This is a genomic window from Thalassoglobus sp. (assembly GCF_048270125.1).
Lineage (GTDB): Bacteria > Planctomycetota > Planctomycetia > Planctomycetales > Planctomycetaceae > Thalassoglobus.
The window spans coordinates 24201-38640 of sequence record NZ_JBLWTN010000024.1 but is presented as its reverse complement, the minus strand read 5'-3'; the positions used below and the strand labels follow the sequence as shown (position 1 = coordinate 38640).

Annotated in this window: 10 protein-coding genes; 5 read left to right on the top strand and 5 right to left on the bottom strand. The window is 49.5% G+C overall.

The window, feature by feature from the left end; translation table 11 throughout:
- The first annotated feature begins 121 nt into the window (after positions 1-121).
- On the top strand, positions 122-2494 hold the full coding sequence (locus ACN0YR_RS19930; protein WP_417850973.1) for a DUF4159 domain-containing protein: 2373 nt from the start codon (positions 122-124) through the stop codon (positions 2492-2494).
- 151 nt (positions 2495-2645) lie between these two features.
- Here ACN0YR_RS19930 and asnB read toward each other — a convergent pair whose 3' ends face one another.
- Together asnB and ACN0YR_RS19920 are read right to left on the bottom strand one after the other, a co-directional pair.
- The gene (gene asnB / locus ACN0YR_RS19925) at positions 2646-4568 is read right to left on the bottom strand and encodes an asparagine synthase (glutamine-hydrolyzing) (RefSeq protein WP_417850972.1); all 1923 of its coding nucleotides are present in this window, start codon (positions 4566-4568) and stop codon (positions 2646-2648) included.
- A gap of 3 nt (positions 4569-4571) precedes the next feature.
- Positions 4572-5303 carry a DNA topoisomerase I gene (locus ACN0YR_RS19920; RefSeq protein WP_417850971.1) on the bottom strand — a complete coding sequence of 244 codons (732 nt, stop codon included), beginning with the start codon at positions 5301-5303 and terminating at the stop codon, positions 4572-4574.
- 409 nt (positions 5304-5712) lie between these two features.
- Here ACN0YR_RS19920 and ACN0YR_RS19915 point away from each other — a divergent pair, with 409 nt between their 5' ends.
- Complete coding sequence (locus ACN0YR_RS19915; protein ID WP_417850970.1) at positions 5713-6969, top strand: sulfate adenylyltransferase; 1257 nt, start codon at positions 5713-5715, stop codon at positions 6967-6969.
- A 136-nt stretch (positions 6970-7105) separates the two neighbouring features.
- Here ACN0YR_RS19915 and ACN0YR_RS19910 read toward each other — a convergent pair whose 3' ends face one another.
- Complete coding sequence (locus tag ACN0YR_RS19910) at positions 7106-8674, bottom strand: WD40 repeat domain-containing protein (protein ID WP_417850969.1); 1569 nt, start codon at positions 8672-8674, stop codon at positions 7106-7108.
- Between the two features lie 259 nt (positions 8675-8933).
- Between ACN0YR_RS19910 and ACN0YR_RS19905 the strand changes: the two genes are divergently transcribed.
- From ACN0YR_RS19905 to ACN0YR_RS19895, 3 genes are read left to right on the top strand one after another with little or no spacing between them, the layout of a single operon-like run.
- A complete protein-coding gene (locus tag ACN0YR_RS19905) occupies positions 8934-10328 on the top strand; it encodes a hypothetical protein (RefSeq protein WP_417850968.1) in 1395 nt (464 codons plus the stop codon).
- Between the two features lie 24 nt (positions 10329-10352).
- Positions 10353-10694, top strand: coding sequence for a DUF2007 domain-containing protein (locus ACN0YR_RS19900; RefSeq protein ID WP_417850967.1), 342 nt, complete (start codon positions 10353-10355; stop codon positions 10692-10694).
- Positions 10695-10700: 6 nt separating this feature from the next.
- A complete protein-coding gene (locus ACN0YR_RS19895; RefSeq protein ID WP_417850966.1) occupies positions 10701-11405 on the top strand; it encodes a hypothetical protein in 705 nt (234 codons plus the stop codon).
- A gap of 83 nt (positions 11406-11488) precedes the next feature.
- On the opposite strand, the gene ACN0YR_RS19890 is transcribed toward ACN0YR_RS19895, so the two are convergent.
- Both ACN0YR_RS19890 and ACN0YR_RS19885 read right to left on the bottom strand, forming a co-directional pair.
- Positions 11489-12208, bottom strand: coding sequence for an LssY C-terminal domain-containing protein (locus ACN0YR_RS19890; RefSeq protein WP_417850965.1), 720 nt, complete (start codon positions 12206-12208; stop codon positions 11489-11491).
- A gap of 475 nt (positions 12209-12683) precedes the next feature.
- Positions 12684-14072: a hypothetical protein gene (locus tag ACN0YR_RS19885; RefSeq protein ID WP_417850964.1), complete on the bottom strand. Its 1389-nt coding sequence runs from the start codon at positions 14070-14072 to the stop codon at positions 12684-12686.
- Between the last annotated feature and the right edge of the window lie 368 nt (positions 14073-14440).

Genomic DNA, 14440 nt, shown 5'->3' with positions numbered 1-14440 from the left:
GTCTTCACGCTCTGCTTCGTGGCAAGTCGTCTACAAAGTTATGAAAGTGATCTTTTCGGGCACGACAATGATTGGAAATGCTCTGAGGACCACATCCTCTGGATCAGTGGTGGTACACAAGATGAAATGGACATTCATCACATTGTTGAGCTGCATGATATGCACCGTTCTTGGCTCAGATTGCTTTGCACAGGACGCTGCTCAAGATGATGATAAGTTGCGAGAGCAAGTCCTCAATGCGATCGAGCGGGGGCAACGGTATCTGATTGACCAGCAAAATAATGATGGAAGCTGGCCGGCTGGGCTCTATGAGACACACGCGAATGGAGTGACTGGTCTGGTGACCTTGGCTCTGTTGAATTCTGGGCTGCCATCGGATCACCCCGCCGTCGCGAAAGCACTCGATCATCTTGAACACCCACAAATGCGGCCTGTCTCCACATACGAAATCGCTATGGTCATCATGGCATTGGCGGCATCGGATCGCGGACGGGGCAAAATCGCAGAGCTTTCTGCTCAGCTCGAATCTATGCAGCTCGAAAATGGAAGTTGGGATTACGGGACCAAAAACGGAAACTGGGACAACAGTAATGCTCAGTTCGCCGTCCTGGCCCTCCGGGAAGCAGCTCATGTCGGAATTCGAATTGATGAAGAGGTTTGGCGACGTGCTCAGAAACATTTTTTGAATGTTCAGATCGGCAGCAGAAAAAATCCCAGTGGGGCCGGTTGGGCCTACAAAGCTCAAGGAACTCCGACTGGCAGCATGACAGTAGCCGGGTTGGCATCACTGATCATTACCCAGGAAATGCTTCAGGACGATGGCGATGTCGCGCCGAACGGAGAGATTCAGTGTTGCGGAGGCGATGACGACAGCGAACTTCAAGAAGGAATCGACGCCGGTCTGCAGTGGCTGTCGAGGAACCTTAGAATTGAGTCCAACCCCGGAGTGGCAAACTGGAAATTGTACTACCTATACGGCCTTGAACGGGCTGGCCGATTTTCTGGACGCCGATTTTTTGGAGACCGCGATTGGTACCGAGAAGGGGCAGAGCATCTTGTCAATGGGCAGGATGTGCGTGCAGGTTTCTGGATCAGTCATACCGAACCGGTTCGCGTCGCTGGCACAAGTCTGGTTTTGTTGTTCCTTTCAAAAGGGCTTTCGCCGGTTCTGATCAATAAACTGAAGTACGGTCCCCAAGCCAACCGCAATCAAGACTTCAAACAACAGGATTGGAACAAGCATCCCAGAGATGCCAAAAATCTGACGAACTTTATTTCGCGTCAAGAAAAATGGCCGAAGTTACTCTCCTGGCAAGTTGTTGATTTACGAACGGCAGCCGATGGTGAGGGAGTCGCAGCTTTGATGCAGAGCCCCGTGCAACTTCTAACCGGTTCCGAAAGTCTCGACTCAATTCAAGGCCGCGAATTGGAACTACTGAGAAAGTACCTTGCGCAAGGTGGATTTCTGTTTGCAGTGAATAATTGTGATAGCGACGAGTTCGAAACCGGCTTTCGCGATTTGGTACGTCGACTTTTTGCTGGGCAGAATCAGCTGACGCGACTCCCGGACACACATGACGTTTATCGCAGTGAGTTTCTGTTTGAAAAAGGGGCAACTCCTGAACTGTGGGGAGTTGATTTCGGCTGCCGGACTGCAATTATCTACTCACCGTATGACCATGCTTGCCGATGGAATAAGTGGGCTGTGAATGATCCTGAGAAGCGACTTCCGGTCGTGAAAACGCAAATTGACAAGTCGATGAAAATGGGGACAAACGTCATTGCATACGCAACCGGTCGAGAGCTCTTCAACAAGCTTGAACGCCCAAAAATCCTTTCAGCTGGTGACGAAAATCAGCTCAACCGTGGTCGATTGACGATAGCCCGTTTGCGTCATACCGGAGGTTGGGACACAGCCCCGAATGCTTTGGGACGTTTACAGGCCGCTCTCGAAACCGTCGGTATCGAAGCGGCCCGGCAAACACCGAACTTGCCAGGGAATGACCCGGCTCTGTTTGATTATCCGCTCATCTATATGCATGGTCGAAAGAATTTTCAGCTGAGTGACGAAGAGATCGCAGGCTTAGGAAAATATCTGTCCAACGGCGGGTTTCTCTTTGCGGATGCTTGTTGCGGGGCGGAGCAGTTTGACGAAAGTTTTCGGAAATTGATCACTCAGATGTTTGGTCAACCTTTGGAAAAAATTCCAGTCGGGCATGAACTCTACAACATGCAACTCGGCTACGATATCCGTCGTGTCAAACGTCGCATTCCCGCAGAAGGACCGAATGTTTCAAGTATTGAAACGCGAGAGTCGATCGGGGAACCGATTCTGGAAGGCATCCAGGTGAACGGGAAATATGTTGTCGTATACAGCAAGTATGACTTGAGTTGTGCTCTCGAACGTCAAGCCACAACCGCCTGCGCCGGGTATGCCACAGAAGATGCCGTCAAGATCGGCGTGAACTTCGTGATCTACGGGCTGTTCCAGTAACCCTGTCTTGTCGATGAATGCTGCGTGAACTTGCGCGAACGCGAAGAACTCAAAGCCCTCGTAGTCTTCGAGCCTCCTTGTAGTCCGGGCCCTCTTCGTAGTCCGGGACCATTGTCCCGGACAGTAAATTCGCAACCTCTCGCGTGTCGTCTTATTGCCCTTCGCCGTCTATGAAAGTGCGATGCCATTGTTCCAAGCAAATCAGATTCCACATCCGGTAGGAATGATCCCAGCGCCCCTGCATATGTTCTTCGACCATTAGCTGCAGAGCTTCCGGATTGAAGTATCCACGGTCATAGCATTGTTCGGAGAGTAATGTCTCTTCGACGAGCGGTTTGAGTTCATTCCGAAACCAGTGATCGATCGGCACGCCGAAGCCCATTTTACTTCGCTTTTGTATCGATTTCGGAATCAGGTCAGAGAAGGTTTCAATCAGAATTTGCTTGCCCAAGCCGTTTTTGTATTTGAGTTCAATTGGCATTTGTGCTGCCAGTTCAACGACGTGATGATCCAGAAACGGACTCCGGGCTTCGAGGCTGTAGCACATGCTCGCGACATCAACTTTCGTCATAATGTCGCAAGTAAGATAGCTGACAACATCTGCACAGGTCGTTCGGGTGATGAAGTCTCGGCTGGGGCATTCTTCGTAAGCTTTGAGGATAAATTCGGCACTGTCAAAACCTTTTAATGATTTCCGAAATTCTGGTGTGTAAAGTGAATTTCGTGAATCCTGATCAAAGATTCCGATCCAGCGAAGGTAACGCCGCTCCGGTGATTGCCCTAATGCTCCCACGAATCGCTTAAGTCTGCGGCCGAAGGATTTCTGCTTCGTTGATGAAGGAATTTTCTGCCAAAGGTCCCACCCGAAGATCGAGCGAATCGGTTGCGGAAGCCAATCCGTTTTCCCTGCTAAGTCGACAGCTTTGTAACGCGGATAGCCACAGAAGAGTTCATCGCCACCGTCCCCTGAGAGTGCTACTGTTACGACGTTCCGTGTCACTTCGGAAAGGGACATCATCGGAATCGCAGAACTGTCGCTGAATGGTTCATCGTAATGCCAGATGAGTTTGGGCAGTATTTTGAGAGCCGACGGTTCGACCACGTATTCGTGATGATTAGTCCCCAGGAGTTCCGCTGCCTCGCGAGCATAGGCACGCTCGTCAAACTCCTTGACTGGAAAGCCGATCGAAAATGTGTGTATCGGCTTGTCCGAAAGAGACTGCATCAGCCCAGAGATGATCGTCGAATCGACTCCTCCGGAAAGAAATGAACCGATGGGAACGTCGGACCGCATTCGCAGGCGGACCGCTTCAGTGAGCGTCTCGCGAAGTTTCTGCTTCCATTGATCGACAGAGAGTTCCGGGAGCGGACGCTCTGAGGTCGGTTCATAAGGTGCTTGCCAGTATCGTGAAGTCGAGACCTCGCCCGATTCAAAGACCAGCAGGTGTGCCGGCGGAAGTTTCTGAAATCCTTTAAGGATCGTTCCTGGATACGGCACGTACTGATACGTCATGAAGAGATCAATGGCGCAGTGATCGACTTCGCGTTCAATTCCCGGAACTTCGAGGATTGCTTTCATCTCGCTCGCGAAGAGCAGGCGGTTGTTTTCCACTTTATAATACAGCGGTTTTTGCCCGATGCGGTCACGTGCTAAGAGTAACCGTTTTTTGTTTTCGTCCCAGATTGCGAAAGCAAACATTCCTCGCAAATGTTGGACGCAGTCATCACCATATTCCTCGTACAGATGAACGATTACCTCGGTGTCGGTGTCTGTCTTGAATTGGTGTCCGCTGGCGACAAGTTGAGATCGTAATTCTTTGTAGTTGTAAATCTCTCCGTTGAAGGCAATCCAAATAGTTCCGTCTTCATTGCACAGCGGTTGATGACCGCCACCTAGATCGATAATCGACAGCCGTCGATGTCCCAGGGCGCAATTCGTGGTGCCCTCTTTTGAGAAATAGGTTCCCGAATCATCCGGTCCCCGATGGCGGATTGAGTCCAGCATGCGCGTGAGGACATCTTGAGGCAGTTTCGCAGCCTGATTCGTCCAAACACCTCCGGCGATTCCACACATTGACTATGATTCTTTCTTTTCGTGTACTTTTTTTACGTCGAGGTCGCTGGACTCTTGAGCAGCTTCAGATTGTTCGTCTTCTTTGATTGAAAACTCTTTGATTAGGTTTTCACGCCTGATCGCTACTTGTTTGTCAAACGCGGAGAGAACGTCAATCGCTTTGTCTCGGGATGTGACCAGTCCAATGATGAGGTATTGGATAATCGCAATCCAGAAACAGACCCACCCCGTTGTTCCGTCCATAATGGTCGCCATGATGGCAAAGACTGGCGAAGAACGCTGTAAGTGAATGCAGACCAATCCGCGTAAAATGGGAATAAACTGTGGGCGAATATTCTCTCGAAAGCCTTTGCTTCCGTCCCAGGTAGGCTTTGGTGGTCCGGGATGCACAATCGAGAAGAGTTCCTGATCGGGCATCGCCTCAATCACCCCGATGGCCAGCAACAATCGCCCCGCAGCCACATACCAGTTATCCAGCGAGATGATAAATTTCGTGTCGAGCCATGCTCCGATAGCCAGTTCCACGTTCTTTGTCGCAAATAAAAGTAGTGCAGACGCCCGAAACCATTGTTCGACATCCTTCTCAAACTCTTCGTCCCACTCCTTTGTGTGGGCGACTTTCTTGCGGATCAGCCGTAAGAGAGGAATTGCAATCAAGCCAATAATCAATCGCGTCGCCGGTCGCAGGACGGGCGTTAAGAATTGTTTCATCAGCCAGTTTGACGGGATTGCCACTGATCCTCTCAGTTTTGCAATGCGTATCCCGGAAAAGGATTACGAATGGTATTGCTGGAAACGGGAAACGTTGTTTATGAAGACGCTCTGGAAAAAGATAGTTCATTGGGGGCAATTGAAACAGATGAACGGGCTGAACCCTTGTGTTGACCTGTTCCAGCCGTGGGAACACGAAAGCACCAGTCTTGACGATGATTCCTCCATTCTCTAGTGTGGCGTTGCTTTCTTGGAGAACGAAGATCGTGGTGAATCTGGTATTGAGATGTTCAATACTATGTCCCGGGTCCGGTCCCTCGAAAAATGGTGGTTCGGCACGTTGAGCCGCAAGGTTTCCACCGTTTCTCTCATCCCGTGTGACCGGGAACACGATCACACAAGTTCAAACATAACAAGAAGATAAGGAAAAAGAATGGCAGACCTCATTGCCCCTCATGGCGGACTTTCTGAGCCAGTATGTTGCACCGTTGCTCAAGACCAGATTGACGCGTTCAAAGCAGAAGCAGCCGACTTGAAAAAAGTCCCTGTTTCCGCCGCCGATCTCTCCAGTGTTTATCGCTTCGCTGATGGAACCCTCAGCCCACTCACCGGGCCGATGGATTCAGAGACTTACAACCGCGTACTTGATGAATCGGTCATCATCAACAACGGTGAAAAATACGCTTGGACGATTCCGATTGCGTTCCCTGTCACGTCAGAACTGGCTGCGACACTCTCAGCTGGCGAGAAAATCGCTCTGACGAATCCTGATGGAGAAGTTGTTGCGACTCTCGATTTGACTGACGTCTTTGAGTGGGACAAGCAGAAATATATCTCTTCAGTTTATCTGACTGACCGAACCGACCATCCCGGAGCGGATATGGTCCTCGTTGGCGATGCCGATAAAACTCACCTCATCGGTGGAACGATCAAGGCACTCCCACAACCGAAAAATCCGAACTTCGGACAGTATGTGCTCACGCCGCGTGAAGTTCGTGCGTTGATCGCAGAAACCGGTTGGGAAGCTGTTGTCGCCTTCCAGACTCGCAACCCGCTTCACCGTGCTCACGAATACGCTCTCGTTTATGCTTTGGAGTCACTCCTGAAAGCTGGCAAGAACGCAGGAGCAGTCTTGAATCCGCTGATCGGCGAAACCAAAGGTGACGACGTCAACGCTGAGATTCGAATGGAAACATACGAAAAACTCATCAGTGAACGTCAAATGGGCGACGGCGATAGCGACAAAGAACTTTGGTCATCACGTGATGACGAAGTTCCAGATCGCGTGAAGTTGCTCGGTCTCGACATCAAAATGTTCTACGGCGGACCAAAAGAAGCGGTCATGCACGCCATTTATCGTCAGAACATGGGCTACACGAACATCGTCATTGGCCGTAAACACGCCGATGCTCCATTCAAAGATGGAACCGCCATCTGGGGTGATTTCGATGCTCAGGAAATCTTCAGTAATCTGAACGGCGACCTGAAGATTCAACCAGTCAAAGTCGGCTTCGCTGCCTACTACGAATCCATGGGACGCGTCGACTTGATGGAAAACCATTCTGACGAAAAACCTGTCTTCATCTCTGGGAAAGATGTCCGCGCGACACTCCAGAAAGGTGAGCAAGTCGATCCACGGATCATGCGTGAATCGACATCACGCATTCTTGCAGATGCGATGAAACAGTAATTTGTCACCGTAACTTGTCACAGGGGCACTTAGCACTCTGTTATTGAGAAGTAAAAACGCCCTGGAAGGCTCGTTCTTCCAGGGCGTTTTGCGTTTACACTGTTCGAGTTGATCTCAGTTTTAAAAATGACGTTCTTTATTTCGCTTCATTTTTTTCATCGGCGAGCTTTCGAAACTCCGTCACAATGGCGGATTCAATCTCTTTCGCACGCTTCTTATCTGCGTCACTTTTGCTGAGCACGGCTAATTCTTTTTGAATTTTTAACTCGACCGAGAGGAGTTCCTTTTCAAAGTTGTTCGGGGTCGGCGACCATTTTCGCGTTTCGCCAGTCACCCAATCACGAAGCGTCTCTGTCACTCGTAGATCGCTGAACTCAGCAACCGCCAGACGTCCCCAGTACTTGCCGATTAAAGCTGTGCCGAGTGCCTCTTGTGGACTTATCGAGAGTTTATCCTTGAGACGCTTGGCAAGTTCCTGCTTCGGTGCAGGGAGTTCATTCGTTTTCAAATCAGCCATCAGCGTTCGTGAAAACGCATCACCGTACAGAGCCAGCAGACCGATCTTTTGGCCCCAGTCTTCTGAAGACTGTTCAAATAATAGAGCTTCGTGCATTACGAGATAGTCAAGGGTCGAGATAGGAGGAGCATGCCCCGGAACGACGTACGCAGGTACCGCGACTCGTTTCGTGGTGACGACGTCATTTGTGTAGTCGTAAAATTTTATTCCGTGACTCGATGTGGATGCCAGAAGCGTTTTTGCATCCGGCAAAGAGAGTAAATCAGAGACATCCGAGCCTGTCGAGATTTTCCAAATTTCCTTTTTTGACCGAATGTTAAATGCCCGCAACATGAAATCTGTTGAACCAGTGAAGAGCAACTTTGAGTCATTCGAAAATTCCACTGCAGTCACCCATCTCTTGGGGATCTCGAATGATGCAATTTGCTTTAAGGATTTGACATCCCAGAGGCGAGCAGTTCCGTCATAACTCGCGGAGGCAAGTTGTTGACCAGATTTGTCAATCGCCAGGTGCAGCACATCTTCCTGATGACCTGTTAAAACAGCAACTTCCTTGAAGTTTTCCAAATCCCAAACTCGAATCGTCTGGTCTCGGCTGGATGAGAACGCTTGCTTTCCATCAAGCGACAACACCGTCGATGTCACCTGAGCAGTATGCCCCTTGAGAATGGTGACCTCACCCGTTTTTAGATTTCGGACGATCACGTTTGCGTCGTCACCTCCGGTAATCAGCAAAGTCTCATCGGGAGTCAGTGCAACACTATGTACGTCGTCGGTGTGGTCTTCAAAAGTTTTCAGCAGCTTCCAGTCTTTGCTCGACCAGATTTTAGTTTTGTTATCGCCTCCACCAGAAAACAATCTCTCTGAGTTCGCATCAAAAGTTAAATCGAAAACCCAGTGATCATGCCCGGACCATTCATGAGTAAATTTATTCTGCTTCGTATCCCAGATGGAAATTTTCCCTTCACCTGTTCCAAACGCGATCAGGCTTCCGTTCTTGTTGATCGCTGCGGTTCGGATGGCAGTTGATGGGATCGGTGCAGCTCGTAAGCCGGTTGCTACCGGATCGAATTCAGGTGACTTGGCAGTTTCGGAGGCTTTCTGGTTCTCCTTTTTTTCTTGCGCCGGAAGGTCGTGTTGAAGGAGAGTGAAGAAGAGCAGCGTCAATAAAAGAATACGTCCTGCCATGAATTTCTCCCGTGAGAATAGACCAAAATAAATTGATGAGAAGTCATCCGTTTATTCTGCATAGAGTTTTGGGCTCCACAATAGTGATGTAGTACGGAATCAAAGATTGACAAACTTCTTACATGTTCCCAGCTTAATCGAAGTCGCTGGCTCGCTGACTTTCGAAGCAAATTGAAGTCATGATTGCTGAGCGGACTATCACTCTCCATACTCATAAGCGATGTGATCGAGTTCCGAAATCAACTTGAAAGGCCAACAAATGAAAATGTCTTACGCTTTCGCGATGACTCTACTCTCTGTCGCGACTGTTTATGCGGAGCCAATTGAGATCGGCTCACGGTTGGAACTGTTCACTGACGATTTTCTGATCGAGAGTATGAATGGCGATCTCTCTCAAGTTGCCCAGCAGCCGACCCCGCATGATGTCATCATCACAACTGATGAATCGTGGGAAGGAAACACCTGCGCTTACTACACGATCTTTCAGGATGGTGACATCTATCGGATGTATTACCGAGGATCTCATGTGAATGAGAAGACTCAGAAGTCGCTGCACCCCGAAGTGACCTGCTATGCAGAAAGCACCGATGGCATTCACTGGACCAAGCCGAATTTGGGTTTAATTGAATACAACGGTTCAAAAGAGAACAACATCGTCTGGGATGGAATCGGAACGCACTGCTTTGTGCCGTTCAAGGATACAAATCCAAATTGCTCTGCTGATGCAAAGTACAAAGCCATTTCGCGCGGACGACCACAAGGCAAGAAAGGTCTTTACGTTTTCAAATCTCCTGACGGAATTCGCTGGTCGTTAATGAATGATGAACCAGTCATCACCGAAGGAGCCTTTGATTCGCAGAACCTTGCGTTTTGGAACCCGCATACAAAACAGTACGTCGACTTTCATCGTACGTTTACGAAGGGTGTTCGAGATATCATGACCTGTACCTCGGATGATTTTATCAACTGGACGAAGCCCGTTTTGTTGAAGTATCCGGGCGCGGAGCATCAGCATCTGTATACGAATGCAATACGTTCGTATGATCGCGCACCCCATTTGCTCGTCGGCTTTCCGACACGCTACCTCCCGAAGGATAGCCAGGTCGAACCAGTCTTCATGTCCAGCCGGGATGGAGTCACATTTACCCGCTACAACGATCCGATTGTCCCGCGCGACGCTCCCGAAGACCGACAGGGCAATCGAAGCAATTATATGGTGCACGGGCTGGTTGAAATTCCAACCGAGCCGGGGAGGATGTCGGTTTTTGCGACGGAAGCGTATTATGTCGGTCCCGATACCCGAGTACGCCGCTTCAGCTACCGTACGGATGGCTTTGTTGCGCTTCACTCTGGTCAAAAAGGTGGGGAATTAATCACGAAGCCGATTCAGTTTTCCGGGGACGAACTCATTCTCAATTACTCTGCCAGAAAAGGGGGAGCAATTCAGGTCGAACTCCAGGACGCTGACGGAAACCCAATTTCCGGATATACTTCCAAAGATTGCAAACCGCTCAACGGCGATTCAATTGAGCAGGTGGTTCATTGGAAAAACGAAGGCAAATCGCTCAAAAATTTGCCCGAAAAGCCAATTCGCGTGAAATTTCTGTTGAACGGGGCGGACCTGTTCTCGTTTCAGTTTAGAGATAGACAATAGATCGAAGTCGAGAGTGAGATGAACATGTCTGACGACAAAATTGTCGAAGTCTATTCAGCCGATGATCTGATGGACGCCGAACATATCCAAAGAGTCCTCGCGGAGGAGGGGGTTACGGCGAAAGTTGTTGGTGCATCACTCCACAGTATTAGTGGTAAACTGCCAGTGCAATTGGCAACACCGCGATTGTGGGTTCATGAAGAAGACTTTGTACGCGGCCGACAAATCATAGAACTCGCTAAGCAGAAACAACGAGAACGGTCGCAAACGCGATCGTCATGGAAATGTGTAAGTTGTGGTGAAGAAAATGGTGCCGACTTTGAAATTTGCTGGTCCTGCCAGAAACTCGATGAGACACAAGATTGATGAACAATGCCAGAAATGACGATTCAGGAAGCGATTGAGAATTGGGTTGAGAGTTACAAGGAGAAACGCTTCAAGCTTCACGTTGCGGGTGCGATTGTCAGTTTTCTGGGCTCCCTTTTCGTATTGCTTGCGACCTATTGGGTGGTCAGGTTCTGTTTGTGGTTCGCCTTTTCCGGGGTTCTCGGAGCAGGAATTGGGCTACTGGCTGCAACGCTGTTCGTGATTGCATTGCTCTTCGCAGCTTACCTGCTTGTGAATCACGAAGAGGTGGAAAACGTCGATCTTGGCTCAGACGAACAAACCCAGAAAGTTCAGACAGCTGTGAAAGAGACCGGAAGTCGGTTCATGTCATTCTTTGGGAATCCGGAAACAGTTCGCGGAATCGTCAAGATGCTTTCCGTTTCGGTTCTGGCTGCTCCCGCGATCGTCATGTCCGGTTTTCGACAGACACGCGTCGCTCGAGATATTCAGAAAATTGAACCCGATTTTGTGACACCTTTTCTGATCCAGCTGGCGAAATCAGGGAAACGGATTCCCATGGATCAACTGGCCTCGAATCTGGGTGGGCGGACTATTGCGGACCTCATTACTCAGATGTCTCTCATTGATGGTGTGATCGTGCGGACCAAAGGAGCTAACGGGATGTATTTGAGAGAAGACCTCAAAGGAGAGCTTTTGAAAGCGAAGAATCAGCGGAAGGCTTCAGGGTAAATCACCTCAGAGTTTATGTGTTTGGGAAAGTCTGTTGGTGATTGACTGTTTGTTACGAGGCAGATCGCAACAGGATTCTCGAATTACTCACCCTTGATGACTGCAACCGCCATGGCTCCGTCGGTGTACCAGCGGTCTCCGCCTCCGTTTTTCCCCTCAAGGATTTTGTGGAAATCGGGGATTGACGAGACTTCTGACAAGTCTTGAGTTTGTTGTAAGTCGTGGAGCAAATGGTCCCGCTCTTTATCAACGTCGGGAGCGATATGATGCGTAATCTCACCGGTCGTGTGGCTGAAGCCGACACGTTCATCGTACGAAGCTGATCCCAGCCAGAGTGGTCTTCCTTGTTGATCTGGCTCAGGGTTTTTCCAGAACCGCACATGATGACGCTTTCGCGGGTCGTTTCCCACGGGCTGTTCGAAGGCGAGGTCTTCTTTCCGACCAAATAGATACAGGCTGCTTACAGGAGCTTCAACATACGAACGTTTCAAAACTGTGTCGGCAGCGATCTTCAGGTCACTACGAAACCCGAGCGGGTCCGCCGGAAACCACTTGGCCTTCTTCATAATCTCCTTGATTTCAGCTTCGGTTCCGACCAAAGCGATATTCAACGGGTCCCCTGCGTGGCCATCTCCGGTCGTGGTCAGCCTAGGACTCTGATCCAGCACGGGATGCCGGCGCGTGTACTGTTTCCAGACAAACGGGAGCAGAATATACGCGACGAGAAAGTAGACTACCAGAAACCGTGCGAGCCACACGCGGATCAGTTCTGTTCGCTTTTTTTTTGTTTCGCCGGAAGTCATCGGTGAATTGAAACTTTCGTTCGCGGGGTGTGAATGAAAAGCATCAGTAGGTCAGTGATTCATATGCCAGGTCTCCAAGCTCAGTAGTTCGAGCGCCGACCTGATTCTTGATTCGTTGCGTGGTAGAAATCCAAGATCTGTCAGGGCTGGAGCATTCTCCCATTTCGCCCATTCCCTTTGAATATTCGATGACTCTCAGGTTCTCAAGTTGAGAGTGCAGCGGAGGACTCTTTCACTTGTTCTACAATGAAAAAGATCGCCCACGCAGGAGTTTGCGTGGGCGATTTTAGCAAGCTTTGGTTGTCGCGTCACACTCGCGACAGGAACAAAATCCGGTCGGTTTGTGTGCTTCGAACGAACTCAATGTTCCAGAAACCAGAACATTTTGAAAATCGTAGAGTTGTTCTGTCTCCTCGGAGTTAGTGAACCATCACATGAATTGGATGCTTCACGGAGACAGAAAACTCAAAAACAATTAAATGGAAGGTCCACTTGGTGTTGGGTTCACTTCTGGGCCAGATTCTTCATTGGCTGGAGCAGAAAGTGCTGGGTCTGCTTGTGGAACAGGTTTGTTGGCGTCGTGCTGAATGGTACCGCAGTCACCGTTTGCACATCCGCCAAGTCCCGATGGAACTCCACAGCTATCACACGGTTGAACGGTGTAACATTGTTGGACGGGAACCATTCGACACACTTCATAGGCAACTTGACGTGGGACAAGTTTGGTGACCATTCGTGTAACGGTGCATGGTTCTTGTCGAGCGACCTGACGAGCAACTCTGTGAGTTACTGTGTAAGGGACTTTCTTAACTGTGCAGAATGGAATTTTGCGAGTACGGACTTCTGTCACGGTTTTGCATGTCTGAACCGGGATTTTAGATGTCTTGACTTCGCTGACCATTCGGCAGGTTCGCACTGGAATTTTGCGTGTTTGTGTTTCGCAAACCCATTTGCAAACTCGAACTTCACAGTTGTCAACAACTTGTTCGGGGACCATCCGACAGACTTGAACCGGACAGTTCTCGACAACTTGTTCAGGGACCAGTCGGCAGACCTGCACAGGGCAAACTTGTCGAACAACTTTTGGCACATAAACAGTGCAAGGAACTTGCTCGGTGATCACCCGGGTGCGTGGACGATAGGCAACTTGTCCTGCTCCCCAGCCAAAGTTTTTGAAGGGGCACAACCAAGGGCAGCAGGCGAAGCAAGGTCGTCTGGCTGGCATCGGGACTTGGGCACAAGGATCGCAAACCGGTGGTGGTTCACATTGCACAACGCGACGGACAGTTCGGTAGGTGGTGACCGGTTGCATGACTCGGTAGCAACGTTCCTGGTTCACAGTTTCCGTTACTTGCCGCATGACAGTTCGTGTCACCTGGCGATTCACGGTTTCCGTGACGGGTCGCATGACCGTGCGAGTTGTTTGTCGGTTCTCAGTGGTCCACACGGGACGCCGCACCTGATAAGACTCTTCTCGATAAGAAGTTTCCCAGACAGGGCGTTGAACTGTGTATTCTTTTTCCTGATAAGAGGTCTCAAAGACCTGTCGGCTCACCTGATATTCTTCTTCGCGAAATTGTTGTTCGACAACATTGCGATAGCAGGTTTGTTCGACGTCTTCATAGACGGTATCGTAAACCGTTCGATTGTATGTTTCCTGAACTGGTTCACAGATTGATTCGTAAACAGTTCGGTAGCATGTTTCCCGCTCGACTTTGCAAGCAGTGTAACACGCAGTTGGTTGGCAATGCGCGACTGCACAGCGATTATAGCCAGCGGTTCCACAGAACCAGCCAGCCTGCGCTGTGGCCTCCCCAGAGATCGCTAAGGCAAATGCCGCGACTCCCCACAACACATTCCTCATGGTTGTCTCCTCATTGGTGTAAAAATCATGGGTTCAAAAGAATCATCCTGATTCATACACGCCTCCATACTGCCAAAACGCCACCTGGAATTCAATAAAATCTTTCCAGGAATTGTCCAACATCAGAACAATTTGATCAGAGCTACATCTGATCAGTCGTTTTCACTTCAATAGAACACTTTCGTGTTTTTTGTCCGTGAAGATTGCTTTTCATGTAATGAATCACTCATCTCCACGAGACTGTTCGCGTACATCTTTTTCAAATCTGATTTAGAATTCTCATAATCCTGCTTCATCTATAAAGCTAGAACTGATCCTGAAACTTGAAATTGCTCTCTCAAACGTTGAGGAAAGCGACCATTGCAGTA